Here is a 26,689-nt window from a genome sequence, read left to right on the forward strand (position 1 = left end):
GTAATCATTACGATTATTAATCGAAATGTTTACGAATTGAATATTAGCATACAGAAATGGGAAATACAACGTCTTTTCATAAAAAAACAGACCCATGATTGAGTCTGTTTCAGATTGTTAACAAAGGGCTAAAATGATGTTGATTTTAGCCCTTTGTCTTCTTTTCAGCGTGATAGAAAACCTTTGCAGTCTAGGAAGGACGAGCACCGGAGCGGAGCGAATTGAAACATTCGTGAGCACTGGAGTGCAGGACTGACACCGAATGCGAGGGTTTGTCTACACGCTGAAACAGACTCATGATTGAGTCTGTTTCGCTTGCATGAATTGGTCGATCACCCTTAATGCTTTTTCTGTTCCACCTGCTGCTTGGAAGCTTTCTTCAATTTTCTCAATACCGGCACGGTACGTGTCACTGCCTAAAACCGTCTCAACAGTTTCTCTTAGCTGCTTTGCTGTCAGCTGATCTTTATCAAGTGCACAGGCAGCAGATAATTCGGTCAGTCTTTGTGCCACCATCGGCTGATCTTTGTCGACTGGAATGACGACCATCGGAACGTGGTAATGAATACCTTCATTGACACTATTCATCCCGCCGTGCGTTATAAACACATCTGTCAGTTCGAGCACTTCAAGCTGCGGTACATAAGGCTCGATTAGAAAATGAGCAGGCGCCTCTTTTAAGAGAGAACGATCCACTTTTTCACCTGTTGCGATAATCACTTTTCCGTCAAAGTCTGCGAAAGCATCTATACACATATTAAAAAATGATTCTGTATCACCAAGAACGGTGCCCATGGAAATAAAAACGACTTTTTCTTGCTCAAGTGCTTCCAGCGGGAAATCATGCTGATCGGCTCTTTTTAAAAAGCTCGGTCCAATGAAAACAAACGAATCGTTTAATGAATCAACAGACGGCTGGAAATATTCACTTGTATAGACGATATTCAGTTCTCCACGGTTTTTCATAAATTGCATCAAACGCGTTGGCTGAACGCCAAAACGCTCTTGTATTTTTTCTAACAGATGATCGGCTTTCTCATCCTTTCTGTATAGCGGTGTATCAAAATGCGTCTCTTGCAGCACAAAAGATGGGTTGGAACCAATGCTCGGAATGTGCAAATAATCTCGAACAAGCTCCCCTGCCCCAAACATATCAAAGTAGACCAAATCAAATGAATGCTTCTCGGAAAGTGTTTCCACCACCTCTAAAATATCATATGACGTTTGCAGCATGGCATGAAAGAACGGCTGCATAGAATCTAAATCTCCTTCTTCCACATGTAATGTCCGAATATAGTCTGGATGTATATGTACGTGAGCGCCTAAGCGTTTGATTCGTTCCTCATAATGTACAGTTGTGACCGCATGCACTTCATCGCCTCGATCCGCCCATGATTTAATCATTCCTAACATAGGGTTCACATGTCCTTCAGCTGGAAACGTAATCAATAAAATCTTCGCCACAAGAAATTCCTCCTCATTGTAAATTCTCTTCCATGTTAATCATATACAGTGAACTGGCTCAACAAATACGCCTGAAAAGGGAAGAAATGAGTCTTACGTCCAGTATTTCATGATAAAGTGGCAGGAAAAAAGACAAAGTCTCCTAATAAGCACTTTGTCTTTTTCACATTATGATTTGAGCAGCATTTTTTTTAAATGCAGCAGATTGTTTTTCAATGGAGATCGGATCTGCATAGATAAATTCCTTGATTGAGTAGTACAGGACATGTCCTTGCTTCACCGCTTGATTTTTCTTCCATACACCGCTATTCGTAATATCAAGATTTGGCTCTTTTCCATCCTTTGTTGGTACAAGTAAATAGTCCCCTGTATACTCATTCATCTCTTCTAGTGAAATCCCGAGATAACCTTCCTTTGGAAGTGCCTTTTCAGGCAAGCTGAATCCATAGCCTTGATAGATGACTTCCCCGCCGCGGCCAAAGTCTGTACCAAGTAAGTACACTTGCTTTGGCTGGACATCCATAATGGAGAATGTCTTGTCATCACCAATTTTCGCTTTCACTTCTTCCCCGTCTTTCTTCAGCTTCTCATCCATTTCTCGTATTTGTTTTTTCGCTAACGCTTCTTTTCCAAGAATCTTTCCAATTTCAATATGCATTTCTTTGAAGCTGTGTTTACTTGTCGTAAACGTGATCGTTTTGGCAATCTTTTTATATTTTTCAATCTGTTCGTTTTGTGAATAAGCAATGATCAAATCAGGCTTCAGCTTTGCAATCGCCTCCACATTTTCGATCGGTACCCGCTTCACACCTGTTTCATCTAAAAAGGATGATTTAGGATAAACATCCGTCATGCCAACAGGTGTCACACCTAACTTTTTAAAGTTCCCAAGCTGCGCTGTTAACACAACAATCCGCTTCGGTTTGGCAGGAATGGTGATCTTTTCACCCGTTTCCGTTGTATATGTACGCGTACTTGCTGCTTGCTGCTTGCTCTTTATTCTCTTTCTGCCCGCATGCCACTAACAGCAGTGCCAGCAGACTGGCCAGCCAGATCATTTTTTCACTTACGAAACCACCTTTAATTGAGAATGATTATTCAATCATAGCAATTAAATAAAATATTTTCAAAATTACCTTTCATTAAATTGTAAATAATTACATATAGGTGTAAGATTATGTATATAGCTAGACCTATAAGACTAGCTAAATAATTATTGAGGTGATATTAATGTATTTTGCTACGCTTCGACAAAAACAAGGAGAAAGGAGGGCTTTAAAACAACTTATGGAATTCGGTAATGATGTAACAAAATTTGTACCCAATATTATAGTTAAAGATGCAGATCAAGATAGTCTAAACGAAATAAGAAATAGCTATAATAGCTTTGTTTTATTAGATGTAAGAGAACTTGACTCCGATGACATTGACTCATTGGAGGAACTCTTAGAACTTGATCAAAATGATAATTTTGACATTATGTATCCCGTTGAATATATTTTGAATAACAGTAGTAAGAGAGAAAAAAATTATGTAAGGATTGATAAAAAAGTAGTTAATTCTTTCTTCATTCAATGGTTAAAAGAACGCCATAATAGTTTACCTCTTAGAATTATGTTAGATTTTGAATATATAGATAGTGTGAATACAGAAATAGTCTCAAAGTTTAAACCGGTACTAGAAATCTTAGATAATCATAAAATTATTATTATGAGTGGTGCCGTTCCACAAGTACTACCTGTTTCCTCTGAAGAAAACTATAGATTAAGTCGAATTGAAAAAGAATTATTTTCTAAAATTAAAGATCATGCTAGTAAAACATCTGAGCTGTTTTTCGGTGACTATGCTTCGGTTAGCCCAAAATTAACAACTGGAGGAAGAGCTATAGTTCAATTAAAATATACTTTGGAAACAGAGTATTGGTTCGTAAGAAATGGACTGCGCCGAGGGAATTATGATTTTGTTAAGGTTTGTAGAGAAGTATCTAGTGCAACAAATTTTGACCAACATAGTTGTTGGGCGGATTCATTCATACAATCAGTAATTAATAATAACGAAAACAAAGGAAATCCTTCTGTATGGAGCTCTATTGGAATCAATAAACATATCGTAGTTTGCTTAAATGAATTATAAAATAAAAGAGACTAATAAAACCCACACTTTAACGAGTGCGGGTTTTATTAGTCTTATATTTCAAAAAAACACCTAAAATTCACAAATTCTTAAGTGAGTATCTCACCTGATTTTTAAGCTTTTTTCTGCGAGATGTAGGCACAGTCTCATCTAACTTTTTTATAACCTCTTGTTTAAAAAGTAACCTTATTGTACTCTTTGGCAATCGGCTTCCTAAATATTCGTCAGATTGTGCAATTCTTTTTATATCTTTTGAAGTGAGAAGAGATAGGAAATATTGCATTGAAAGGTTTGGATTCAATTTTGCCTTTCTTAAAAAAGATAAACGCACAGTATTGATTCTTGTTTTCTCAGCAACTATAATTCCCCAGTGTTCTGGAAGTATTTCATGAATACTTCGTGAAAACTTCAGACCCACTACGATATAAATCATTTCAAAATTTTTGTCGTATTCGGGAATTTGATTTGAAAGACGCTTAATTGAATCAAAATCACTTTTTATTTCATAAGCAACCACATGTCCATTTATAGCCACTATATCTGCTCGAGCTTTTCCTGATGGCAATGTCATTTCCTCAAAAACCCTACAGTTTTTATATTTAGATAGCCTAGAAATAAGAGATGAACGAATCTCTTTATCATCAAGTTTCTTCATAATATAATCACCTACTAAATATTCTATTTTATTGGCTGAAGTTTTTCAATTCATGAATCAAAAGTACACAGAAAAATAGTATGGTTAAAGTTTCACTAGAATGTACAAAAAACATCAAGGCTACTGTATGTATCCTTGATGTTTTTTGTACGCGCTCGGAGGGATTCGAACCCCCGGCAGACGTGGTACCGGAAACCACCGCTCTATCCAACTGAGCTACGAGCGCACGATATGTTTTTTGAACGTCAGCATATCAAATTATAAGGGAAATGCTGCAAGAAAGCAATGATTAATCATTCGTCATGATGATGTATTTTCTTACTTAGTATTCATACACTAATATGATGGTTTGAAGTGGAATGATTTTGGGGAAAATGGATAGGGGTATTTGAATTTAGGTCAGCGTTTTGTTTGACCTTTATTGACCAAAAATGTATCATTGAATTACATACTTACCTAAAAGGTGAAGGAGGAACATTATGAATTTAATACCTACAGTCATTGAACAAACAAATCGTGGGGAAAGAGCTTACGACATTTATTCTCGTCTTTTAAAAGACCGTATTATCATGCTTGGTTCTGCGATCGATGACAATGTTGCCAACTCCATCGTGTCACAGCTGCTTTTCTTAGAAGCTGAAGATCCAGAAAAAGATATTTCTATCTACATTAACAGCCCTGGCGGTTCAATCACAGCTGGTATGGCCATTTACGATACGATGCAATTTATTAAACCAAAGGTATCAACTATTTGTATTGGTATGGCTGCATCTATGGGTGCGTTCCTGCTTGCTGCTGGTGAAAAAGGTAAGCGTTATGCTCTTCCAAACAGTGAAGTCATGATTCACCAACCACTAGGCGGTGCCCAAGGTCAAGCAACTGAAATTGAAATTGCGGCAAAAAGAATCCTTTCTTTACGCGATAAACTGAACCAAGTACTTGCTGAACGTACTGGTCAGCCTATTGAAGTCATTGAGCGCGATACAGATCGTGACAACTTCAAAACAGCGGAAGAAGCACTTCAATACGGACTCATTGACAAAGTCTTGACCCGTAATACAGAAGACCAAAAATAATGATCACAACACAAACCGTCTGTTCTTGAACAGACGGTTTTTTGTTTTCATCATACTTTAAGACAGCTCCGTCCATTTCTGCTGAAGAGACGGTGTTTGATAAGAAGCCATCTGCGTGATTAATTCCTCCGGTTCACTCGAAGCATGTAACAATTGAAGATGTGATTCATTCGAAAAACCTTCCTGTACACTGAATTTCACCATGTCTATGAGCGGATTGAAGTAGTCATTTACTTGATACAATCCAATCGGCTTTTGATGGATGCCGATTTGTGCCCAGCACAGCACCTCAAATAATTCTTCATATGTACCAAAGCCACCTGGCATCGCAATAAATCCATCGGCCAGCTCGCTCATTTTCGCTTTTCGTTCATGCATGCCTGTTACCTCAATTAGCTCTGTCAGCTCTTGATGCACGACTTCTCCTCTAAAAAGCCCCTTAGGCATGACTCCGATCACTTGCCCGCCATGTCTCATGACCTCATCGGCAATCGCGCCCATTAAACCAATACGCGATCCACCGTAAACAAGACGAATGCCCTGCTTCGCCATATAAGCACCCAGCTCTACAGCCTTTTGTTTGTAGACATCATTTACACCTGGATTCGAACCAGCAAACACACAAATCGTTTTCATCAAAACAGCCCCATCTCTCTCTATGATTTCTTCACCCACTCATTCTACTATAATGATTTGTAAAGAAACAGCCGTTTCTTCTATATATAGTGTAAAATCAAAAGAGTGAACACCATATAAGGAGCTGTATAGAGAAAATGCAAACAACTGAGATGGAGAAGTGGATCAAGGATTTTTATCAAACGAGAAATTGGACAGAATACGGACCGTTTATCCGGTTAGGCTTCTTAATGGAAGAAACGGGAGAACTCGCTCGCGCTGTTAGAGCAATAGAAATCGGACGAGACCGGCCTGATGAGCAGAGACAGGAATCATCTGAGCTGAAGAAAGAACTCATTGAAGAAATGGGAGATGTTTTAGCAAATCTCCTCATTTTAGCGGATCAATATGATGTCACAGTAGAAGAGATCTTCAGCGCTCATCAACAAAAACTCACAAAGCGTTTTTCTGGAGAAAAAGAGCCAGTAAAAAACACGTGACCAAGCTGTCACGTGTTTTTTACGCCTTAAAGATGCTGTGGTGAAATGTCATCCGTTCGTTCAAAGAAATGCTGTTTTCCGATATGATGGAATAGTCCCGTTCGATGCAAAAGCTCCTTAGGCTGTGATTGAAGTCCAACGATCATCAGCTTTCCATTATGATGCTTTAACCGATTGGAGATATTCATTAGAACCGCTTCTGCCGATGTGTCCATGTAATTGACTTTATTCATAAGCAGAATGAGCGTTTTCGGTTTTGTTTGAACATGATCCAATATCGAATTTTCTAATGAATCTGTTGTTCCGAAAAAGAGCGGCCCTTCAATGGAATACATACTGATCCCTTTCTCCTCTGTCTGTTTTTCTAAAGCAGCTGCTGTTTCCATTTGAGGAACGGCGACATTTGTATGGATATTGGTCGTCTGGCTCATTTTTTTGATAAAGGCGATAAATGCTAAAATGAGACCAGCAGTGACGCCAATAATCAGATCACCGATCACTGTGAGCAGGAAGGTCACGACCAGTACAAGCGAATCAGCATTTTTCACTTTCAAAATATTGATAAACTCTTTTCTCTCACTCATATTCCAAGCAACAAACATTAAAATCGGTGCCATTGCAGCAAGTGGAATCATCGACGCATACGGCGCAAATACCATTAAGATCAGCAAGACGACAACGCCATGCACCACACCAGAAATCGGACTTGCCCCGCCATTTTTTATGTTCGTGGCCGTTCGGGCAATAGCTCCCGTCGCTGGAATTCCTCCGAAAAGCGGTGCCGCCATATTGGCAATTCCTTGCCCCACAAGCTCTTTATTGCTGTCATGCTTAGAGCCTTTCATATTATCAGCGACCATTGCGGATAAAATCGATTCCACGCCGCCTAAAAGCGCAATGACAATTGCAGGAGGCAGGAGGTATATCATTTTTTCAATCGTTAATTCAGGAAAAGCGAAGGTTGGCAGCTGACGAGGGATTTCACCATATGCAGAGCCAATCGTTTCAACTTGTCCTTGAAAAAAGAGAACGGCTAGAAACGTAGAAGCCAATAAACCTAATAGAGCACCAGGTATTTTGGGAATGTATTTTTGTGCCGCCAAAATCACGATGAGCCCGATGACGGCTGTGATAATGGCGAGACTGTTTGTGGTACCAAGATGGACCACGATTTCTCTCATATTGAGGAAAAAGCTTTCATGTTTTTCAACACCCTTTAATCCGAGGAAGTTGGCAATCTGTCCTGAAAAAATAATGACAGCAATGCCAGCAGTAAAACCGATGATAACCGGACGAGGAATAAATTTCATGAGCTTTCCTAGTTTGAATATTCCGAATAATACAAGTATACAGCCTGCCATAAAACCGGCAATGAGCAAGTTTTCAATACCGTACTGGCTGACGATCCCGAATAAAATTGGAACAAACGCCCCGGTCGGCCCGCCGATCTGATACTTTGAACCACCAAACAATGAAATCAAAATGCCGGCAACGATGACTGTGTATAATCCATATTCTGGTCCGACACCAGATGCAATGGCAAATGCCATTCCTAAAGGAATTGCCACAACGCCCACGACAAGCCCAGCGATTAAATCGCGTCTAAACTTTGATGAATTGTACCCTTCAAATCTTCCATAAAAACGCATGGTATGTGTTAGCCTCCTTCAAGTATGTGTAGATGATTTAGGTATACTGTGGGTCAATTTGTTTGTCTTTCACTACGACATCCAGCTTTCCTGTCGCTGGGTGAATCACCAGTCCATGAACTGCCACATCACTTGGCATCAGTGGATGCTCTTTCACTAATTTCACACTTTGGGCCACGCTTTCTTCTACTGAATCAAAGCCTGTCAGCCAGCCCTTTAAATCAACTCCTGAGTTTTTCACAATGCTTAAGCATTTCTCTTCGATTCCGCGTGCTTTCGCCTTTTCAAGTAAAGGGTCCGCCGCAAGACCTGCCATTCCGCATTCATGATGCCCTACAATGCATACTTCCTCTGCCTTTAGCTCATAGATAGCTAGCAGGATACTCCGCATCACACTGCCGAACGGATGTGTCACGATGGCGCCTGCATTCTTAATGATTTTTGCATCCCCGTTGCGCAGACCCATAGATTGCGGCAATAATTCCAAAAGACGGGTATCCATGCACGTTAAAATAACCAGTTTTTTCTCAGGAAATTTCCCCGCTTTGTAAGGCTCATAATGTCTCTCATTCACAAACTCTGAATTGTGCTGAAGAATCTGTTCTAATTTTGACTCCATTTTGCCATCTCCCATCTTTTTTTAAGTAACGTAAACTCGTGCCTGTCCTCCTTTTCTTTCTTGTGTTCTCAAGAATAGAGAAGAAAAATGATAGAAAAAAAAGAAAAAAATGAGAAAACGATGAGAAGAAATATCATCATTTTCTCTATTTTACGCTTCATCCCAACGGCTTCGCGGGTTTGTTTTCAATCTATTGTTCTCATCACACCAAAAGACAATAAAATGGTTTAGTAGAAAATGACCATCCCGTTTAATACATTTCAAATATAATAAATTTTCTATCAAAAAGTCTCGATCTATTTTCCAGTTTGTCAGATAATCTCTCGTAAATTTTTGCATTTTCACATGTCTCATCTACTATCAGCTTATTTTTATATAGATAAAAAATGCATCAGATGGCATAAGAATCTACTTTTTCACTAAGAAAATGTCTTTCTTTACCGTTATTTCAGTATATTAAATATTGAGCTACTAACATTCAAACGTGTTCTGCCGAAATCGTTGCTTTATAATAAAAGGAGCAAGATGACCATGTGAAAGGAGCGAATTGACTGTGACACCACACATTTTTGTCGCAAAACCCTTACCTGCCTCTTTTGAGGAAATGCTAAAGAAACATTGTACATACGAGGTTTGGCAATCCAAAGACCCTATTCCAAGAGACATTTTGTTTGAGAAGCTGCAGCACGCTGATGGTCTTTTAACGTCTGGAACAAAAATCGATCAAGAGCTGTTAGATCACGCACCAAAACTCAAGGTGGTGAGCAATAACTCTGTCGGCTATGACAATTTTGATATAGAAGCGATGAGGCAAAGAGGCGTGATTGGTACGCATACTCCTTATACGCTCGATCATACCGTGGCTGACCTTGCCTTTTCGCTCATTCTCTCCTCTGCACGAAGAATCGCCGAGCTTGACCGTTTTATCCGTGAAGGAAAATGGACGAAATTCGTACAGGAAGAAGAGATCTTTGGCATCGACGTCCATCACCAAACGCTCGGTATTATTGGCATGGGACGTATCGGAGAACAAGTGGCCAAACGGGCAGCACATGGTTTTGATATGAACGTTCTTTATCATAACCGAAGCCGGAATGAAAAGGCTGAATCGGCGTATGGCGCTGTCTATTGTGCACTTGATGATCTTTTAAAACAAGCTGATATCATCGTGTTGATTACACCGCTGACCGAGGAAACATATCATATGATTGGGGAACGAGAATTGAAGTTAATGAAGCAAACGGCTTTATTTGTAAACATTTCCCGCGGGAAAACAGTGGATGAAAAAAGCCTCATTCAAGCACTTCAGGAAGGATGGATCAAAGGTGCTGGTCTTGATGTGTATGAGCAGGAACCGCTTCAAGAGGATCATCCTTTCAAAGAGATGAACAATGTCACCCTAGCTCCTCACATCGGTTCCGCTACTGAAACAACAAGGGATCTCATGCTGAAACGAGCCATTCATAATGTGATTCATGGAATAGATGGGAAGGCGCCTGTTGATGTTGTGAAGGAGCTTGCTTCATCTTGAACTGAAAAGACGCAGAGACTGCGTCTTTTTATTTATTTCTTTAGGAGACATCAGGAGAAAAGACTCATTTTAGCAAAGATCCTGATTCTTTACATTTCCTTCATGTTCGGGTGCTATAATATGAGCTAGACAAGCATCAAGAGGACGGCATCCGATTTCCTTAATAGGAGGATGAAGATGAAAAGATTGAGTTCGGTTTTTACTATATTCGCTCTGATCGCTGCTATTCTGTTTTCTGGATTTGTCCCGCAGCAAGCTCATGCAGAAACACCTCTTACACCAACAGCCACAACTGAAACTGCTTCTATTCAGCTCACGCCAGATGTGCGTACCCTTGCCGTCATTAATACGTTTGATGGTGTAGCAGATTATTTAATTCGCTACAAACGACTGCCTGATAACTACATTACGAAATCACAAGCAAGTGCTCTCGGATGGGTGGCATCTAAGGGAAATCTAGCCGAGGTGGCGCCAGGTAAAAGCATTGGTGGAGATATTTTCTCAAACCGGGAGGGACGTCTTCCTTCAGCAAGCGGCCGAACATGGCGTGAGGCAGACATCAACTACGTTTCAGGCTTCCGCAATGCAGACCGTCTTGTGTATTCAAGCGACTGGCTCATTTACAAAACAACAGACCATTATGCGACTTTCACACGTATTCGATAATCAATAAAAAAGACAGCCCTATTTGATCTGGGGCTGTCTTTTCATATGGTGGTTTACGGTATAAGCTTTTTTACGTAATCCTCAAAAGGAATCGGCAGCGGCTTTTTCGACACTTCTTCGTGTTCATGTGTGGTGACATGATCCTCAGTAACGATCACACGTCCTGTTGGCGTGAGCTTTGACGCAAGCGGTCTTTTGTTAAATGGAGAGGATTCATTTTCATAAATCTCGTGTCTCATTTGGGCTAATACAGACTCGTCCACCTCGTTCAATGTGAAAGCATAGCCTGTTTCAGCGCCATCTCCCTTATCTAATTGGAACAGATGTGTCCCTTTTTCGGTTTCCTCAGCTTTGACGCGAAACCGCATTGACGCTCCTTTCACCCAATCTCCTGTAAAAGGCACAGGCTGAAGAGGTAAATTCACACCAAATCCCGCATCAATGAGGAAGCGTTCGTTGTGATGCTTCAGCATGATAGCTACGTGCGTGCCATCAATTGCCCACGTATCCGCTTCTTTGTTATACACTGTGCCTTGAAGAAGCTGTACAAAGAGCCCTGCCTCTTTTAACACATAGTATAAGAGAGGATTGAGATCGTAACAAAGACCTCCTCTGTTTTCTTCAAGTAGATGCTGCTTCAACCCTTCTTGATTCAAAGCGTAGGATTGTTTGTTCAAAACAGATCTATTTTCGAATGGAAAGGTATAGGCCATTTTTTTTAATAATACAGGCAAGTCTTTAAAGGTGATGGACTGGCCTTCATATCCGACCTTCTGTAAAAAAGCTGATTGAATCATGACATTCCCTCCTAAAAAAACTGAGCCTTTGAAGAGGCTCAGTTTTCTTGATTGATAAAATCTGTTAACGCCTCAATGGCTTCTTGTTCATCTGCACCATCTGCAATCAGTGTGACAGTAACCCCAGAGCTGATCGCAAGACTCATGAGACCCATAATGCTTTTCGCATTGACTTTTTTCCCATCTTTCTCTAGAAAAATATCAGCACCAAAGCGATTGGCTTCTTGTACGAACAAAGCAGCTGGACGTGCCTGCAAGCCTGTTTTCAGCTGGATGGTGACCGTTTTTTCCACCATATGATCTGCCTCCCTTTTTCATTCTCCTATTTGAGTGTAACAGCTTGTCCGTTTCGTAATTGTTCTGCGATTTGATCTAGCTTTCTTAAACGGTGGTTAATCCCTGACTTGCTGATCTTGCCGCTTTCCACCATTTCTCCAAGTTCCTTCAGCGTGACCTCTTGATAGTCGACTCGCAGTTTGGCAATTTCACGAAGCTTTTCCGGCAGGGCATCAAGCCCAATTTTTTCATCAATGAATTGAATGTTCTCGACCTGACGCAGTGATGCACCTATCGTTTTATTCAAGTTTGCTGTTTCACAATTGACGAGCCGGTTGACGGAGTTCCTCATATCTCGGACGATCCGCACATCTTCAAAGCGAAGCAGTGAGTTATGAGCACCCACAACGCTTAAGAATTCCGTGATTTTTTCTGCTTCCTTCATGTACGTAATGTACCCTTTTTTGCGCTCAAGTGTTTTACTATTGAGATGAAATTGATTCATCAGCTCACAAAGGGCATCATTATGTTCTTTATATAGTGAAAAAATTTCAAGGTGATAGGAGGACGTTTCTGGGTTATTCACAGAACCGCCTGCTAAAAAAGCACCTCTCATATAGGAGCGCTTGCAGCATCTTTTCTTCACAAGTTCTTCTGAAATATTGCGCTCAAATACAAATTGCTCACCTAATATTTTTAAATCCTCTAAAATGGTTTTCGCTCGTTCTACCAGTCTGACAATATACACGTTATTCTTTTTCAATCTCATTTTTTTACGGACGAGCAGTTCGACTGTCACATCATATTTCTTTTTGAGCAGCGTATAAATCCGTCTTGCAATGGCTGCGTTCTCTGTCTGTATATCTAAAATCAATTTTCGATTAGAGAAAGATAATGAACCGTTCATACGGATGAGGGCAGAAAGCTCTGCTTTTGTGCAGCAGTCCTTCACGTCCAGATTAGTCAGCTCTTTTTTTGTTTCGGATGCAAATGACATCCTTGCCACCCCCATTCCTATTTTTTCTGTTGCAGCAGATCGACAAGCAGCGAGGCTACTTTCAGCGTGTCATGACGAATGACATGCTGGTCATATGTAATGATTTCTCCAGGAATCACTTCTAGTCCCATTGCTTTCAGTGCATCTGTGTCGAATTGGACAGGCTGTGCCTGTTCTTCTGCATATTTTGCTTTAATTTCTTCTGGAATTTCTTTATTGTTCACAAAAATCGTATCGATAAATGGACGATCCATATGATCATTTAATGCCTGAACATGATCAGCTGCACTGTAGGAAAGCGTTTCCCCCGGCTGCGTCATGACATTGCATATATACACTTTTTTCGCCTTAGAGCGAATCACTTCTTCTCCAATATGCGGGACAAGCAAGTTTGGCAAAATACTCGTATACAGGCTGCCAGGCCCAATGACGATTAAATCCGCCTCACGAATGACTTGAATGGATTCTGGGAGCGGTTCAATCGTATCGGGTGTGAGGAACACTCGTTTAATTCGCTCACCATAGGTGGGAATTTTCGATTCTCCTGTCACCATTTGCCCATTTTCTAATTCCGCATGAAGAACAACACTTGAATTTGCTGCTGGTAATACTTTTCCTCTCACATTTAAAACCTTGCTCATTTCAGTGACGGCATGAAAAAAATCACCGGTTATATTTGTCATGGCCGCAAGAATGAGGTTGCCGAGTGAGTGGCCTGTTAAGTCATTCCCTTTGTTAAAACGGTGCTGAAATAAATCTTCTACAAGCGGTTCAACATCAGAGAGAGCCGCAAGGACATTTCGAATATCACCTGGAGGGGGAATATTCAAATCATGCCGCAGTCTGCCTGAGCTGCCTCCGTCATCAGCAACCGTTACTATAGCGGTAATGTCCACCGGCTTCGTTTTAAGCCCTCTGAGCAAAACAGATAAGCCAGTGCCGCCGCCAAGAATGACCACCTTTGGTAGTGTCGTCATCTATTTTCTGCTTCTCTTTTCAATGTCCCGGTGAGTGACATGTGTATAGTAATCGTTTTTAAAATACTCCGATAAATAGTTGGCTAGTGTCACAGATCGATGCTGTCCGCCTGTACAGCCGATGGCAATCACAAGCTGGCTTTTTCCTTCTCGTTTATAGGACGGAAGCATAAAGCTGAGGAGATCGATTAATTTCTCTGTGAATTTTTGTGTTTCAGTCCATTTCATCACATAGGAGCGCACTTCTTCATCGTTTCCAGTCTGTGGACGCATGCTCTCAATATAGTAAGGATTCGGCAGGAATCTCACGTCAAAGACAAGATCAGCATCAATCGGCAGACCGTATTTAAAGCCAAAGGACATCACGTTTACTGTAAACACCTGCCCTTGATTCGTGGCAAAGTGCGTGACAATTTTTTCTCGCAGCTGTTTTGGTTTTAAATCCGATGTATCAAAAATCATTTGAGACCGGCCTTTTAACTCCTCTAGCAGCTCGCGCTCCATTGCAATTCCTTCAAGCGGCAAACCTGTTGTCGCAAGGGGATGCGAACGTCTCGTTTCTTTGTATCTTGAGACAAGTACCTTATCATTTGCATCTAAAAACAGAATCCTTGGCGTGATCCAGTCAAGATCACTCATTTCATCTAACGCGGCAATTAAACTGTCAAAAAATTCGCGTCCACGCAAATCCATCACAAGAGCGACCTTGCTCATCTTGGAATTCGATTCCTTCATGAGCTCTAAGAACTTCGGTAAAAGTGATGGCGGCAGGTTATCAACACAAAAGTAGCCTAAATCTTCAAAGCTTTGAATGGCGACGGTTTTCCCCGCACCTGACATTCCTGTAATAATCACAAGCTGAATATCTTCTTGTTTGTGTGTATTCATGCCTGCTTCCTCTCCTTCTTTATGAAAACGGTTCATGTATTATTCTCCCTGAGGATCTAACCGATAAGCAATCAGCTCAAAATCGGGTGTATACGTAAAAGTGCCGTGCAGAAGTCCTTTTCCTTTAAGCATGAAATCAAGAATATGGGAATCTCCTGGGGCCATCGGCAAATCAGGCACATCCTTTACGTCATGCCACTTTAAAATACCTTCCTCTGACTCTGTTACGTTTTTTCCGGTAAATGAATCTGCCATAAAGGTGAACATCATCCACTCTTGAACGATTTGATCGCCTTCTTTTATGATAAAGGTAAAAACACCTTTCAGCTGCGGATTTAAAATATAAATACCTGTTTCTTCTCTATATTCTCGAACGACTGAATCCTTGACCGATTCTCCGCTTTCCATTTTGCCGCCCGGTGCTACCCACCAGCCCCGTCTTGGCTTTTGCAGCAAGAGAACTTGATCTTCGTGATGCAGCACACAATTCGTTACTCGTTGCATCAGCTGTCACCTACTCTTTTATGTCTTTAACTTATTATACAGGTTCAACCTGACTCCCACAATGAACATGCCCGTTCTTCCCCGAAAACAGACCGGTTTTCGTTTGAATCGTGTAACGGGCAATTTCTCTACTCTTTATTTTACAGCATCTAACGGTTCTCCATGCGTCATTTGTGAACATCTCGTGAATTTCTGATTTTAGGCAAAAAAAAGGACACGGATTCACATCCGTGCCAAACATGTATTCCTTATAAAAGGGGGTCAATTACTAGTTTCATCATAACGGAAAATTATTTCACCCGTGTTACATTCCAGTTAAAAGCCCATGACGCTATATTAAGGATTTACGACAGCCTTTTATTTCGTTGCTTTGAGTTTTTCAGCAAGCTCTTCTACATAATGCTGTGCGCTTTGTGCTGCAATACTTCCGTCACCTGTTGCTGTCACAATTTGACGAAGTGTTTTTTCTCGAATGTCACCAGCGGCGAAAATACCTTCCACTCTCGTTTCCATTCTTTCGTTTGTCTCGATGTAGCCTTCTTTATTTGTAATGCCGAGATTTTCAAATGGTTTAGACAGTGGCAGCATGCCGATATAGATAAAGGCGCCGTCTGTTTTAAAGTCTTCTTCTTCACCAGTCACCGTATCAACCAATGTCACACTGCCGACTTTCCCGTTTTCTTCATTGATCTGTTTGACGGTTTTGTTCCACTTGAAGTCAATTTTTTCATTATCAAAGGCGCGTGCTTGTAAAATGCTTTGTGCACGAAGTTTATCGCGTCTATGGATAATCGTTACTTTAGAAGCGAAGCGTGTGAGATACACACCCTCTTCTACCGCAGAATCACCGCCGCCGATGACGACAAGCTCTTTGTTTTTAAAGAAAGCCCCGTCACATACTGCACAATATGATACGCCACGGCCGCCAAGTTCTTTTTCACCTGGTGCACCGATTTTTTTGTATTCAGCCCCTGCCGCGATAATGACAGAGCGTCCTTTGTATTCTTTTGAGCCGGCTTTGACGATTTTATATTCTTCACCGTTCACGATTTCTTTAATATCGCCATATGCATACTCTGCACCGAATTTCTTCGCATGCTCAAACATTTTATTTGAAAGTTCCGGCCCTAAAATACTTTCAAAGCCAGGATAGTTCTCGACATCTTCCGTATTCGCCATTTGTCCGCCTGGAATTCCTCTTTCAATCATTAATGTTGAAAGATTTCCCCGTGATGTATAAACAGCGGCTGTCATTCCGGCAGGACCCGCTCCAATGATGATCGTATCGTAGATTTTTTCTTCTGACACAACTGTCACTCCCTCTTCAATTGCTGCTCGCATTTCTTATTAGAATGCCCTTGGGTGATGCTTCCATTCATGACAGAGAGCATCATTTCCACTCTTAGCTTTTATTCCTTACCCATATCCTATTAAATCTGCGGGGAATAAGCGAATCATTTGCTCATATCTTCAAAAAAAGAAAAAGCTTCCTTAAACTGCTGTTTAAGGAAGCCTGTTTACGGTTATATAAAAAGTAATGATTTATTCAACGACTCTTCTTACAACGCCATTGAAAGCTTTTTTCCAGTATACGTTGTTCATTGAGTCAACTGAAACACCGCGAGAGCTGTTATCGTTCAAGAATGAACCGTTTCCTAAGTAAATACCAACGTGTCCATTTACTTTATACGTATCAAAGAACACAAGGTCTCCGCGTTTCATGTCAGATGCACTTACAGCTCTTCCTTTACCTACAAGCGTATCTGTTGTTGTACCGCCAACTGGTCCAAGGTTGATGCCTGCTGATGCAAATGCCCAGCGAACGAATGAAGAACAGTCAAAACGACGTGCGTCAATATCGGCTTGTGATCTGCCGCCGCCCCATTTATATGGAGATTGTCCAACAATCGTAGAACCTGTGCTGATCGCACCTTCAATTCCGCCTACGTTACTGCTGACAGGTGATCCACCGCCAGAAGATGGCTTCTTGCTTGGTGCACTGCTGTTGCTGTTATTGTTGTCATTAGATGATCCACTGTTACTTGAAGACGGGCTGCTATCGTTACTTGAGCTGTTGTCTTCCGCTTGAACACTAGCTTGACGCTGTTGCTGTTGTCTTTGCGCTTGTTCTTCTTTTGCTTTTTGAGCTGCTTCTCTTGCTTCTTTTTCAGCTTGTTTTTGTGCAGCGATTGTTGCGTCTTTTTCAGATGCAATGCTGTTAGCCTCACTGTTTAACTCGCTGATTTCAGAAAAAGCACTTCCTTTTTGCTTTTTCACTTGCTTGAATAGCTTGTCTTTTTCATCAAGCTGTTTATTCAAGTCTGATTGAAGCGTTTCAAGCTTTGCAAGTGTGTTTTGCACATTTTCAAGCTTTGTGTTTAATTCGTTTTCAGACTTTTGAAGTTCTGCTTTGTCTTTTTCCTGCTCTTTAATGATTTCACTGTCTGCGTTGATCAGTGTAGATACTGCACCTGCACGGCTGATGAAATCGCTAAAGCTTTTTGCTCCTAGTAATACATCTATGTATTTCGTAGAACCGCCGCTCTCTTGAAGGGCACGTACACGCTTTTTCAAGAACTCGTTTCTTTCTTCAATACGTTTTTCCGTATCAGCAATTTCTTTTTTCAGTGCTTTGATTTCTTTTTTTGTTTTTTCATTTTCTTTTTGTTTTTCTTCGATTTGATCACTTGTTTTTAAAGCTTTCTCATCAATATCTTTAAGCTTTTGTGCAAGTGCCTCTTGTTTTGCTTCAAGCTTTGAAAGCTCTTCTTTTTTCTTTTGAAGATTCTTGTTTACCTCAGATTGCTTGCTGTCTAGTTCTTGTTTCTTTTGTTCAAAGTTCTGTGCGTTTGCTTCATGCGTAAATGGAATAAATAAACCGCTCGCTCCGATCACCGAAGCTAAACCGAAAGTAATAAACTTTTTCACGAATAGTTCCTCCTTTGAAAATTTCCCAAGCGACATTAGAAAGCAGCAAATTCTCTGCGACCAATCTGTGCTCTCTATGTCTTTCTTCCTGATTGTTCAGTCAGATGTTGACCAGATTGTTTCTATCACTAGGTGTTTCATTATGTATAGTAAAATATTTAAATATCTATCTTTGTTTTATCCACGAGTTTCATTATACATGAGACATCGACAAAATGAGCTAATATTTTTATTACATTTATGTTTCAAAAACATGTCGTGATTGTCATACTTCGCCAATTCCTTGCAAATCCCACCTTTTTATCCAAGAAAAAAGCATGACCTTTTCGGCCATGCTGGGATGTTCTGAATCTATTTGCCTAATTTAATCGATTAACGTACAGATCTCTCGTTCGTATTTAGACAGTGTTTGAACACTGATCTGAAAAGCCGACGCAACATCTTTTTTGCTGAGAGCTGCTTCTTGTTCATTCATCCATAGATAATAAGATGCTGCTGCCCAGGCAGGTGCATTTTTCTTATCAATACCAGAAGCACGTGCCTGCTGAATAATATGGAATAACCAAAAATAAGGCATATGGCTGTCAGGCTGAACCGCTTCCTCCAGACTGGATGCCGCTTGTTTTGCAAAAACTGCATCTTCTGAAAAAGACTTTTCTTTCATTTCATCTTCATATAAAAGCAGTTCTATGAATTGCTGTTCAAAGGCCGTTTTCGCTGCGCGTGCATCAAGGACAGACTGCAGAACGTCACGTTCCCCTTTTTGTTTACTGACATAGTACGCAGTCAGCCGTTCCTCAATCGAGACCATTGGCTCTGTCACCTCAGGTTTATCCTGCCACGGCTTGATTTCATCTGCATCGATATCTTCTTCGACCATCTTATCCCAAACCGTTTGGGCGAGCGTCTTGTGGCCTGTATGATAGGCTGCGCTTGCAAGCCAGTATAAAAATGTACTATCTCCTTGAAAACCTGTTTTGTACAAAGAATAAAGCCATTTAAAGGCCCATTCAAATTCTCCCACAAGGGCAAATGTTGCACCAAGCTTATAACGCTGTTCACTTAGTATTGGATACACGTGCGTTAACTGCTTTGCTAACACGTTGACCTTTTCTTCTTCTTTTTCATAATGGTAGAAGACTAGCTGATTGCAAAGGGCATGCAGATTACCGGGATTTTCATGAAGGACCCGGTTCAACATTTCTTTCGCCTGATGGATTCGACCAGAATAAAAATAGGCCAAAGCGAGATTATTATACGCCGACCAAAATTCTGGATACTCAACAATCATCTGTTCTAGCATCTCAATGGCTTCATCGAGTCTGCCGCTTTCTAGCAAATGGTTTGCTTGATCCTGCTTCACAATCAGGTCATCCTGATCATAAGGAAAATCTTCGTCTTCTTCGTCGCTCATATCGAGCAGGTCAAGAAGGTCGTCATTTTCATCCGCAAATTCCCCGTTCTCTTCCAACGCGGCATAAGCAGTAGCTGATTTATATGCCTCTTGAAACAGTCCGAGATTCGCATAATTATTGGCTTTAAAATAGTGGCACTCAGACATGTTTTCATCGATGTGTTCAAGGATAAAATCAAGCAGTTCGTTTGATTGCTGGTAATGACCCATTTCAGTATAAATAATGGCAAGCTGTGACAGCATTTCTACATTTTCAGGCTCAAGTACGATGGCCCGCTGTATCAGCTTACTTGCCCTAGACAGATTTCTTTCTCTATATGCTTTAAGACCTTTATGAAAAAAGTAATGCCCATCTTGAAATAGCTGGACGACTTGTGTGTGATTATTTTGAGAAGTGTATTTACTCACCGATACCCTCCATTTCGAACAGTGTACCGTGTGTAGTATAACATACTTCACCAGTCGTCACATAGAACAAAAGGAAAGGAAGGATTTGTTTTTCATTTAAACATAAAAAGCCTGGGATATCCCCCGGCTTTTCATTCACCTTGATGACGTTTTTTTAATACCTTTAATACATCATCAAGCGGCAATTGCTGTTCACGTAATAATACAAGAAGATGATAGAGGAGGTCAGCAGTTTCCCATTTCAATTCTTCTTGATCCCGGTTTTTCGCTGCAATGATCACCTCAGACGCCTCTTCCCCTACCTTTTTCAGGATTTTATCGACCCCTTTTTCAAATAGATAGGTTGTATAAGCCCCTTCTGGCATTTCCGCCTGACGCTTGGCAATGACCTGTTCAAGTTCATTTAATATCGCAAAACGTTCCTGCTCTTCGCTAAGGCGTTTTACCCCTTCTTCCGAAAAACAGCTATAGCTGCCAGTATGGCAGGCTGGGCCACTTGGCGCGACAAGGACAAGCAGAGCGTCCTTGTCACAGTCATATCGAATAGAAATCACTTGCTGGGTATGTCCAGAGGTGGCGCCTTTGTGCCAAAGCTCGTTTCTCGACCGGCTATAAAACCATGTTTCACCTGTCTCCAGCGTTTTTTCATAGGATTCTTGATTCATATACGCAAGCGTCAATACTTCCTTACTTTGAGCATCCTGTACAATCGCAGGAATCAGGCCTGCTTCATTAAAGGTTAATTCATTTGCCTGTTTCATCTGACCTTCACCCCGTGTTCTCTCAAATATGTCTTCACCTCATGAATGGAGGTTTCTTTATAATGGAAAATGGAGGCTGCTAATGCTGCATCAGCTTCTCCTTTTGTAAAGGCCTCGAGCATATGCTGGGCATTGCCAGCGCCGCCAGAAGCGATCACTGGCACAGTGACTGCCTCTGATACAAGCTTTGTCAATCGATGATCAAAGCCTGTCTTTTCACCATCAGCATCCATACTTGTCAGCAAAATCTCTCCTGCACCTCTCTGCACAGCTTCCTTCGCCCAGTCGCTGACCTCTAAATCTGTTTGACGGCGTCCTCCGTGTGTATAGACCATGTATGCTTTTTTCTCTTCATCATATTTTGCATCAATTGCAACAACGATACACTGGGAGCCAAAAAAGTCAGCACCTTCTGAAATCAGTTCCGGCCTTAACACAGCTGCTGTGTTGACAGATACTTTGTCTGCACCCGCTCTTAATATACGCTTCATGTCATCAAGGTGGTTAATCCCGCCTCCCACCGTAAATGGTATCGCAAGAGTGGACGCGACTTGTTTGACCACATCCACCATCGTTTTCCGGCCTTCATGAGAAGCAGAAATATCAAGGAAGACGAGTTCATCCGCCCCTTCCTCATCATAGATCTGCGCTAATTCGACCGGATCACCAGCATCCTTTAAGCCTAGGAATTGCACCCCTTTGACAACACGCCCTTCCTTCACATCAAGACATGGGATGATTCGTTTTGTCATCATATGCGGTCAAGCCCTTCAAATGCTTCTGCTAAAGTAAACTGCTTTGTGTAAAGTGCTTTTCCAACGATCGCACCAGACACACCAGACTGTTTTTGCGCTGACAGCTTTTGAAGATCGGCTACTGCGCTGACACCACCTGAAGCAATCACTTGTTTGCCGGTTGCTTCTGCTAAGCGAACCGTGCTTTCTACATTGGGACCAGACAGCATGCCATCCATTTGAATATCGGTGAAAATAAAGACCTCTGCGCCTTCCTTTGCCAATTCCCTGCCGAGTTCCTCTGCCTTCACTTTAGACGTTTCAAGCCATCCTTCAGTCGATACAAAGCCATTTCGCGCATCAATCCCAATTGCGATTTTCTCTCCATATTGCGCCAGCATTTTTTTCACAAAGGCTGGGTTCGAAACAGCTGAGCTGCCGAGAATCACTCTATCTACGCCGCTCTTTAAATAAAAGGCAACGTCTTCTTCCGTCCGAATACCGCCGCCGATTTGTACCTTCACATCTAAGGAAGAAGCAATCGCCAGCACATGCTCATGATTGACACGTTTCCCTGCTTTTGCACCATCTAGATCCACAAGATGAATCCATGCTGCTCCATCCTTCGCAAATTGCGCAGCCATGTCGAGCGGTGAATCTCCATAAATGGTTTCTTGATCATAATCTCCTTGCACAAGACGTACACATTTGCCATTTCTCATATCAATCGCCGGATATAATGTAAACTCACTCATTTGCTCACCCTCTGTTCGTTTGCTAATTGAATAAATTGTTTGAGCAGCGCCATTCCCGTTGTACTGCTTTTTTCAGGGTGAAACTGTGCTCCAAGCACATTTCCCTTGCCAACAACAGCTGGTACTTGAACACCATAGTCCGCGCTTGCTAATTGCTCATCTGGATTCATATCGCTCACATAATACGAGTGAACAAAGTACGCAAATCCTTCTGGTACACCGTCAAACAATGGGGAGGGCTGATGAAATGTGAGCTCATTCCACCCCATATGAGGTACCTTCAGCCTTTGCCCGTCCTGATCACGATCCTTTAAAAGAACGACACGCCCTTTTAACAGCCCCAATCCTTTTGTACGGCCTGCCTCTTCGCTTTCTTCAAATAACAGCTGCATGCCAAGGCAAATGCCGAATAACAACTTTCCTTCCTGCACAACTTGGTGAATAAACGCCTCAAGTCCAGTCTCTTTTAACAGCTGCATTGCATCACGAAACGAACCTACTCCGGGCAATATATAAGCATCTGCTTTTTTCAGCTCCTCCACATCAGAGGAGACGATATAGCGGGCTCCTGCTCGTTCCAGTGCTTTTGATACGCTGAACAAATTTCCCATTCCGTAATCAATGACTCCGATCATTAGAGCATCCCCTTTGTCGAAGGAATTCCTTTCACACGTGGATCAATGGTTGTTGCTTCATCTAAGGCACGTGCCATCGCTTTAAAAATGGCTTCAATCATATGATGTGTATTAGTTCCGTAGTGAACAATGACATGAAGGTTGATCCGGGCTTCAAGTGCAAATTTCCACAGAAACTCATGTACTAGCTCTGTATCAAAGGTACCAACCTTTTGACTAGGAAAGGCCGCTCTCATTTCCAAATGAGGACGGTTGCTTAAGTCGACCACGACCTGGGCAAGTGTTTCATCCATCGGAACAAAGCTGGAGCCATACCGCTTAATCCCTTTTTTATCGCCTAACGCTTCCTTAAACATTTGCCCAAGTACAATGCCGATATCTTCTGTTGTGTGGTGATCATCAACATCCGTATCTCCTTTCGCATCGACGGTCAAATTAAAGTGTCCATGCTTCGTAAATAAATCAAGCATGTGCGTCATGAAAGGGACATCTGTTTGAATATCCGCTTTCCCTTCTCCATCAATTTCTAGCGCTAATGAAATGTTCGTTTCATTTGTTTTTCTCGCTGTTTTCGCCTGTCTCATTACGATTCCTCCCGCTTTCTCGCTTCAATCGACCTTGCATGTGCTTCAAGCCCTTCTAATCTGGCAAAAGCCGCAATGCTTTCCCGGTGTGTTTCAAAGGCTTCTTGACTATATGAAATAATGCTCGTTTTCTTTTGAAAATCAGTCACACCAAGCGGGCTGGAGAATCGAGCTGTTCCGTTTGTTGGCAGCACATGATTCGGCCCTGCAAAATAATCGCCCACCGGCTCTGGACTATAGCGTCCCAAGAAAATTGCGCCAGCATGCTTGATTTGACCAAGAAGTGATTCTGGGTATGCTGTCAGCACCTCTAAGTGCTCTGGTGCTAATTGATTGATGACGTCTACTGCACAATCGATTGATTCTGTCACGTAAATACGGCCATGATCTTGTATAGATTTTGCTGCGATTGATTTTCTAGGCAAAGTATCAAGCTGCTTTCTTACTTCTGCCTGCACGCTTTCAGCAAGTGTCTTAGACGGTGTTACCAAAATACTAGATGCCAGCGCATCATGCTCTGCCTGCGAAAGTAAATCCGCCGCTACCTCATGCGCGACTGCTGTTTCGTCTGCTAGAACTGCAATTTCACTTGGACCTGCGATCATATCAATGTCTACCTGACCAAATACTTCCCGCTTTGCCAGCGCGACATAAATGTTGCCTGGACCTGTGATTTTATCAACAGGCTTGATGCCTTCCGTTCCATAGGCAAGTGCCGCAACCGCCTGTGCACCGCCCATTTTATACATTTCAGAAATACCAAGCTCCTTCGCCGCAGCCAGGACAGCGTCAGAGAGACGGCCATCTTTCCCAGGGGGAGTCACAAGTACGATTCGTTCAACGCCAGCGACTAGCGCAGGGATCACATTCATTAATACAGATGATGGATAGGCAGCTGTTCCACCGGGGACATACACACCTACCGCATCAAGCGGTGTCACCTTTTGACCAAGCATTGAACCGTCCTTTTGGTGATAAAACCAAGAGGACGTGAGCTGCCGCTCGTGGTATGTGCGAATATGCTTGATAGCCGTTTGGATAATCTGAACCATCTCTTTGTCCAAGCGGTCACAGGCTTTTGCCATTTCATCCTCTGTGACAAGCGGATCCTCAATCAACACACCGTCAAATTGCTTTGTAAAAGACCGTACAGCTTCATCACCATTTGTTCTCACTTCTTGTATAATGCGCTGAACAGCCTGACGCTGCTCTTCTGTTCCTGTATCTAAGGACCGTTTGAGTGAGAGAATATCTGTCTCACCTTCTTGTAGATAGGTGATGTTCATGATGTTTCCTCCCCTTCTCCAATGATTCTTGCAAGACGCTGCGCCATTTCATCAATCACCGTATCCTTCATCCTGTAGCTCACAGGATTGACAATAAAACGTGACGTGATATCACAAATATGTTCCGTTTCCACAAGTCCATTTTCTTTTAGTGTTTGACCTGTAGAGACAATGTCTACAATGCGATCGGCAAGCCCAATGAGCGGTGCTAATTCTATGGAACCATTCAGCTTAATGATCTCCACCTGCTCTCCTTGCTCTCTAAAATAGGACGATGCGACATTTGGGTACTTTGTTGCCACACGCGGTGCGACACCACCCCAGCTCGCTCCTGGCAATCCAGCAACAGCTAAATGACATTTACTGATGTTTAAATCGAGCACTTCGTACACATCACGAGCTTCTTCAAGCATGACATCCTTCCCTGCAATGCCAACATCCGCCACACCATGCTCTACGTAGGTGGTCACATCCATTGGCTTGGCTAAAATAAAGCGGAGGTTTTCTTCTGGTACATCAATGATTAATTTTCTTGAATCCTCGAATTCCTCTGGCAGCTGGTACCCCGCCTGTCTTAACAGCCCTGCTGCTTCTTCAAATATCCGGCCCTTTGGCATCGCCATCGTCAACACTTTACCCATTTCGCTCTTCCTTTCTAGCACCGATAAAATAAGTCACCTGTTCAAATGCCTTGGTCATCGCGTCAATATTTTCAATCCCCGCTAAGTCTTGCAGGACAATCTTTTTCCCTTTTGACCGCTCCTTTTCTGCAAAAGCAAAGGCTTCCAGTCTTTGTTCTTTACTAAAAATCACAGCCTCCTGCGGCTCAATGATTTCTTTTGCATCGAGCGCTTCAAGAAGACGGTCTAGTCGAAGTCCGAACCCTGTAGCTGGTGCAGGTGCATCAAAGTGAGCAAGCAATTGATCATATCTCCCGCCGCTTCCGATGACCGACCCAACATGATCTGCAAATACTTCAAACAAAATACCCGTATAGTAGCTCATATGACTCACCATGCTTAAATCTAAACGGATATATTCTGTACAGCCGTAATCTTCAAGTGTCTCCCAAAGCGACTTTAACTGTGCGAGCACCTCTTTTCCTTCTTGTGAAACAACGATTTCCTCTGCCCGCTCTATAACCTCATGGCCGCCTCTTAACTCTAAAAGCTGTAACAGCCTCGTTTTATCGATGGAGGAGAGCGGTAATTGTTTCACATGCTGACGGTATCCCACATAATTCTTTTCATATAAGAAGCGCCGAAGGACATTTGCACGCTCTGTATTTCCGAGTACATCAACAAATAACGTCTCTGCTAAAGCGACATGCCCGATCGCAATTTTGAAGGACCTTAGCCCGGCATTTTTTAAGGCAAATACGGCAAGCGCGATGACTTCAGCATCTGCACTAATTGAACCATCACCAATCAATTCAATTCCGACCTGCTCAAATTCTGACGGCCTTCCGCCTTCTCTTTCCTGGGCACGGAACACATTGGCTGCATACCCAACACGAAGCGGATACGCCTGCTGGTGAAGCTTAGAAGCCGCCACCCTTGCAATCGGACCTGTCATATCAGGTCTCAGCACTAGAGTTTGCCCGTTTTGATCAAGAAGCTTAAAAAGCTGTGTATCAGTAATCGCCGATTGCACACCGACCGTATCGTAAAATTCAAGTGTTGGTGTCTCCATCAAACGGAAACCCCAACCGTTCATGACCTCTGTTAAAGAATGTCTCACTTTCTTCTTCGTCTCATACAATCCAGGTAATGAATCCCGCATACCATATGGTTTCTCAAACATAAACATGTTCTTCCGCACCTCCAACACATTAAAA

General features: G+C 42.0%; 28 protein-coding genes and 1 tRNA gene. 5 read left to right on the forward strand and 24 right to left on the reverse strand.

All coding sequences use genetic code 11. The annotated features are described in order from the left end of the window. Positions 1-294: 294 nt before the first annotated feature. The gene (locus MHI08_RS15735) at positions 295-1,464 is read right to left on the reverse strand and encodes a macrolide family glycosyltransferase (protein ID WP_163115053.1); all 1,170 of its coding nucleotides are present in this window, start codon (positions 1,462-1,464) and stop codon (positions 295-297) included. 163 nt (positions 1,465-1,627) lie between these two features. Continuing rightward, on the reverse strand, positions 1,628-2,371 hold the full coding sequence (locus tag MHI08_RS15740; RefSeq protein ID WP_239500367.1) for an ABC transporter substrate-binding protein: 744 nt from the start codon (positions 2,369-2,371) through the stop codon (positions 1,628-1,630). Between the two features lie 323 nt (positions 2,372-2,694). On the opposite strand from MHI08_RS15740, the gene MHI08_RS15745 reads away from it, so the two are divergent. Further along, complete coding sequence (locus tag MHI08_RS15745; RefSeq protein WP_163115054.1) at positions 2,695-3,597, forward strand: hypothetical protein; 903 nt, start codon at positions 2,695-2,697, stop codon at positions 3,595-3,597. A gap of 79 nt (positions 3,598-3,676) precedes the next feature. Here MHI08_RS15745 and MHI08_RS15750 read toward each other — a convergent pair whose 3' ends face one another. Together MHI08_RS15750 and MHI08_RS15755 are read right to left on the reverse strand one after the other, a co-directional pair. Next, complete coding sequence (locus MHI08_RS15750; RefSeq protein ID WP_163115055.1) at positions 3,677-4,252, reverse strand: MmcB family DNA repair protein; 576 nt, start codon at positions 4,250-4,252, stop codon at positions 3,677-3,679. A 150-nt stretch (positions 4,253-4,402) separates the two neighbouring features. Next, positions 4,403-4,478 (reverse strand) — tRNA-Arg (locus MHI08_RS15755). Between the two features lie 253 nt (positions 4,479-4,731). On the opposite strand from MHI08_RS15755, the gene clpP reads away from it, so the two are divergent. Then, complete coding sequence (clpP, locus tag MHI08_RS15760; RefSeq protein WP_024427684.1) at positions 4,732-5,328, forward strand: ATP-dependent Clp endopeptidase proteolytic subunit ClpP; 597 nt, start codon at positions 4,732-4,734, stop codon at positions 5,326-5,328. Positions 5,329-5,385: 57 nt separating this feature from the next. On the opposite strand, the gene MHI08_RS15765 is transcribed toward clpP, so the two are convergent. Continuing rightward, entirely contained in the window at positions 5,386-5,964 is a 579-nt protein-coding gene (locus MHI08_RS15765; protein ID WP_041107909.1) for a TIGR00730 family Rossman fold protein, read from the reverse strand. A 137-nt stretch (positions 5,965-6,101) separates the two neighbouring features. Here MHI08_RS15765 and MHI08_RS15770 point away from each other — a divergent pair, with 137 nt between their 5' ends. Beyond that, positions 6,102-6,443, forward strand: a complete 342-nt coding sequence (locus MHI08_RS15770; protein ID WP_024427682.1) for a MazG-like family protein — start codon at positions 6,102-6,104, stop codon at positions 6,441-6,443. Between the two features lie 26 nt (positions 6,444-6,469). On the opposite strand, the gene MHI08_RS15775 is transcribed toward MHI08_RS15770, so the two are convergent. Both MHI08_RS15775 and MHI08_RS15780 read right to left on the reverse strand, forming a co-directional pair. Next, positions 6,470-8,092: a SulP family inorganic anion transporter gene (locus MHI08_RS15775; RefSeq protein WP_025094004.1), complete on the reverse strand. Its 1,623-nt coding sequence runs from the start codon at positions 8,090-8,092 to the stop codon at positions 6,470-6,472. Positions 8,093-8,129: 37 nt separating this feature from the next. Next, positions 8,130-8,711 carry a carbonic anhydrase gene (locus tag MHI08_RS15780; protein WP_024423545.1) on the reverse strand — a complete coding sequence of 194 codons (582 nt, stop codon included), beginning with the start codon at positions 8,709-8,711 and terminating at the stop codon, positions 8,130-8,132. Between the two features lie 553 nt (positions 8,712-9,264). Between MHI08_RS15780 and MHI08_RS15785 the strand changes: the two genes are divergently transcribed. Then, positions 9,265-10,242, forward strand: a complete 978-nt coding sequence (locus MHI08_RS15785) for a D-glycerate dehydrogenase (protein ID WP_342499757.1) — start codon at positions 9,265-9,267, stop codon at positions 10,240-10,242. A 177-nt stretch (positions 10,243-10,419) separates the two neighbouring features. After that, positions 10,420-10,908, forward strand: coding sequence for a ribonuclease (locus tag MHI08_RS15790; RefSeq protein WP_342499758.1), 489 nt, complete (start codon positions 10,420-10,422; stop codon positions 10,906-10,908). A 53-nt stretch (positions 10,909-10,961) separates the two neighbouring features. On the opposite strand, the gene MHI08_RS15795 is transcribed toward MHI08_RS15790, so the two are convergent. From MHI08_RS15795 to MHI08_RS15875, 17 genes are all read right to left on the reverse strand, one after another. Beyond that, a complete protein-coding gene (locus MHI08_RS15795) occupies positions 10,962-11,705 on the reverse strand; it encodes an arylamine N-acetyltransferase (protein WP_342499759.1) in 744 nt (247 codons plus the stop codon). Between the two features lie 38 nt (positions 11,706-11,743). Then, positions 11,744-12,001, reverse strand: coding sequence for an HPr family phosphocarrier protein (locus MHI08_RS15800; RefSeq protein ID WP_024423549.1), 258 nt, complete (start codon positions 11,999-12,001; stop codon positions 11,744-11,746). A 26-nt stretch (positions 12,002-12,027) separates the two neighbouring features. Then, entirely contained in the window at positions 12,028-12,978 is a 951-nt protein-coding gene (gene whiA, locus MHI08_RS15805; RefSeq protein WP_024423550.1) for a DNA-binding protein WhiA, read from the reverse strand. 17 nt (positions 12,979-12,995) lie between these two features. After that, positions 12,996-13,955, reverse strand: a complete 960-nt coding sequence (locus MHI08_RS15810) for a YvcK family protein (RefSeq protein ID WP_024423551.1) — start codon at positions 13,953-13,955, stop codon at positions 12,996-12,998. Then, positions 13,956-14,843, reverse strand: a complete 888-nt coding sequence (gene rapZ / locus MHI08_RS15815) for an RNase adapter RapZ (RefSeq protein ID WP_024423552.1) — start codon at positions 14,841-14,843, stop codon at positions 13,956-13,958. It abuts the gene before it with no gap. Positions 14,844-14,882: 39 nt separating this feature from the next. Next, positions 14,883-15,347: an 8-oxo-dGTP diphosphatase gene (locus MHI08_RS15820; RefSeq protein ID WP_151862865.1), complete on the reverse strand. Its 465-nt coding sequence runs from the start codon at positions 15,345-15,347 to the stop codon at positions 14,883-14,885. Positions 15,348-15,704: 357 nt separating this feature from the next. Beyond that, positions 15,705-16,655 carry a thioredoxin-disulfide reductase gene (gene trxB, locus MHI08_RS15825; protein WP_024427675.1) on the reverse strand — a complete coding sequence of 317 codons (951 nt, stop codon included), beginning with the start codon at positions 16,653-16,655 and terminating at the stop codon, positions 15,705-15,707. Positions 16,656-16,889: 234 nt separating this feature from the next. Then, entirely contained in the window at positions 16,890-18,275 is a 1,386-nt protein-coding gene (locus MHI08_RS15830; RefSeq protein ID WP_342499760.1) for an NlpC/P60 family protein, read from the reverse strand. A 364-nt stretch (positions 18,276-18,639) separates the two neighbouring features. Continuing rightward, positions 18,640-20,097, reverse strand: a complete 1,458-nt coding sequence (locus tag MHI08_RS15835; RefSeq protein WP_342499761.1) for a tetratricopeptide repeat protein — start codon at positions 20,095-20,097, stop codon at positions 18,640-18,642. A gap of 131 nt (positions 20,098-20,228) precedes the next feature. After that, on the reverse strand, positions 20,229-20,858 hold the full coding sequence (hisIE, locus tag MHI08_RS15840; protein WP_024423556.1) for a bifunctional phosphoribosyl-AMP cyclohydrolase/phosphoribosyl-ATP diphosphatase HisIE: 630 nt from the start codon (positions 20,856-20,858) through the stop codon (positions 20,229-20,231). Continuing rightward, the gene (hisF, locus tag MHI08_RS15845) at positions 20,855-21,613 is read right to left on the reverse strand and encodes an imidazole glycerol phosphate synthase subunit HisF (protein ID WP_039181656.1); all 759 of its coding nucleotides are present in this window, start codon (positions 21,611-21,613) and stop codon (positions 20,855-20,857) included. The genes hisIE and hisF overlap by 4 nt, the downstream gene beginning before the upstream one ends. Next, complete coding sequence (hisA, locus tag MHI08_RS15850; protein ID WP_041107922.1) at positions 21,610-22,347, reverse strand: 1-(5-phosphoribosyl)-5-[(5-phosphoribosylamino)methylideneamino]imidazole-4-carboxamide isomerase; 738 nt, start codon at positions 22,345-22,347, stop codon at positions 21,610-21,612. The genes hisF and hisA overlap by 4 nt, the downstream gene beginning before the upstream one ends. Then, positions 22,344-22,982 (reverse strand): imidazole glycerol phosphate synthase subunit HisH, encoded by a 639-nt coding sequence (hisH, locus tag MHI08_RS15855; protein WP_041107924.1) that lies wholly within the window; start codon positions 22,980-22,982, stop codon positions 22,344-22,346. Before hisH ends, hisA begins: the two co-directional genes overlap by 4 nt. Next, positions 22,982-23,566, reverse strand: a complete 585-nt coding sequence (gene hisB, locus MHI08_RS15860; RefSeq protein ID WP_024423560.1) for an imidazoleglycerol-phosphate dehydratase HisB — start codon at positions 23,564-23,566, stop codon at positions 22,982-22,984. The genes hisH and hisB overlap by 1 nt, the downstream gene beginning before the upstream one ends. Beyond that, positions 23,566-24,852 (reverse strand): histidinol dehydrogenase, encoded by a 1,287-nt coding sequence (hisD, locus tag MHI08_RS15865; protein WP_342499762.1) that lies wholly within the window; start codon positions 24,850-24,852, stop codon positions 23,566-23,568. Before hisD ends, hisB begins: the two co-directional genes overlap by 1 nt. Further along, entirely contained in the window at positions 24,849-25,493 is a 645-nt protein-coding gene (gene hisG, locus MHI08_RS15870) for an ATP phosphoribosyltransferase (RefSeq protein ID WP_024423562.1), read from the reverse strand. The genes hisD and hisG overlap by 4 nt, the downstream gene beginning before the upstream one ends. After that, entirely contained in the window at positions 25,486-26,661 is a 1,176-nt protein-coding gene (locus tag MHI08_RS15875) for an ATP phosphoribosyltransferase regulatory subunit (protein ID WP_202738581.1), read from the reverse strand. Before MHI08_RS15875 ends, hisG begins: the two co-directional genes overlap by 8 nt. Positions 26,662-26,689: the final 28 nt, after the last annotated feature.

This window comes from Bacillus sp. FSL M7-0791 (assembly GCF_038627085.1).
GTDB lineage: Bacteria > Bacillota > Bacilli > Bacillales > Bacillaceae > Bacillus > Bacillus safensis.

Bases quoted from the DNA above. Each gene is read 5' to 3' on its own strand.
- MHI08_RS15820 (WP_151862865.1), bottom strand. From the start codon at position 15,347: ATGCAACGAGTAACGAATTGTGTGCTGCATCACGAAGATCAAGTTCTC.
- hisH (WP_041107924.1), bottom strand. From the start codon at position 22,982: ATGATCGGAGTCATTGATTACGGAATGGGAAATTTGTTCAGCGTATCA.
- MHI08_RS15745 (WP_163115054.1), top strand. From the start codon at position 2,695: ATGTATTTTGCTACGCTTCGACAAAAACAAGGAGAAAGGAGGGCTTTA.
- MHI08_RS15875 (WP_202738581.1), bottom strand. From the start codon at position 26,661: ATGTTTATGTTTGAGAAACCATATGGTATGCGGGATTCATTACCTGGA.
- MHI08_RS15775 (WP_025094004.1), bottom strand. From the start codon at position 8,092: ATGCGTTTTTATGGAAGATTTGAAGGGTACAATTCATCAAAGTTTAGA.
- hisA (WP_041107922.1), bottom strand. From the start codon at position 22,347: ATGAGTGAGTTTACATTATATCCGGCGATTGATATGAGAAATGGCAAA.
- MHI08_RS15765 (WP_041107909.1), bottom strand. From the start codon at position 5,964: ATGAAAACGATTTGTGTGTTTGCTGGTTCGAATCCAGGTGTAAATGAT.
- clpP (WP_024427684.1), top strand. From the start codon at position 4,732: ATGAATTTAATACCTACAGTCATTGAACAAACAAATCGTGGGGAAAGA.
- hisG (WP_024423562.1), bottom strand. From the start codon at position 25,493: ATGGGTAAAGTGTTGACGATGGCGATGCCAAAGGGCCGGATATTTGAA.
- hisD (WP_342499762.1), bottom strand. From the start codon at position 24,852: ATGAACATCACCTATCTACAAGAAGGTGAGACAGATATTCTCTCACTC.
- hisB (WP_024423560.1), bottom strand. From the start codon at position 23,566: ATGAGACAGGCGAAAACAGCGAGAAAAACAAATGAAACGAACATTTCA.
- hisF (WP_039181656.1), bottom strand. From the start codon at position 21,613: ATGATGACAAAACGAATCATCCCATGTCTTGATGTGAAGGAAGGGCGT.
- MHI08_RS15810 (WP_024423551.1), bottom strand. From the start codon at position 13,955: ATGACGACACTACCAAAGGTGGTCATTCTTGGCGGCGGCACTGGCTTA.
- MHI08_RS15800 (WP_024423549.1), bottom strand. From the start codon at position 12,001: ATGGTGGAAAAAACGGTCACCATCCAGCTGAAAACAGGCTTGCAGGCA.
- MHI08_RS15790 (WP_342499758.1), top strand. From the start codon at position 10,420: ATGAAAAGATTGAGTTCGGTTTTTACTATATTCGCTCTGATCGCTGCT.
- rapZ (WP_024423552.1), bottom strand. From the start codon at position 14,843: ATGAATACACACAAACAAGAAGATATTCAGCTTGTGATTATTACAGGA.
- MHI08_RS15780 (WP_024423545.1), bottom strand. From the start codon at position 8,711: ATGGAGTCAAAATTAGAACAGATTCTTCAGCACAATTCAGAGTTTGTG.
- MHI08_RS15770 (WP_024427682.1), top strand. From the start codon at position 6,102: ATGCAAACAACTGAGATGGAGAAGTGGATCAAGGATTTTTATCAAACG.
- whiA (WP_024423550.1), bottom strand. From the start codon at position 12,978: ATGTCATTTGCATCCGAAACAAAAAAAGAGCTGACTAATCTGGACGTG.
- MHI08_RS15750 (WP_163115055.1), bottom strand. From the start codon at position 4,252: ATGAAGAAACTTGATGATAAAGAGATTCGTTCATCTCTTATTTCTAGG.
- MHI08_RS15795 (WP_342499759.1), bottom strand. From the start codon at position 11,705: ATGATTCAATCAGCTTTTTTACAGAAGGTCGGATATGAAGGCCAGTCC.
- hisIE (WP_024423556.1), bottom strand. From the start codon at position 20,858: ATGAAACAGGCAAATGAATTAACCTTTAATGAAGCAGGCCTGATTCCT.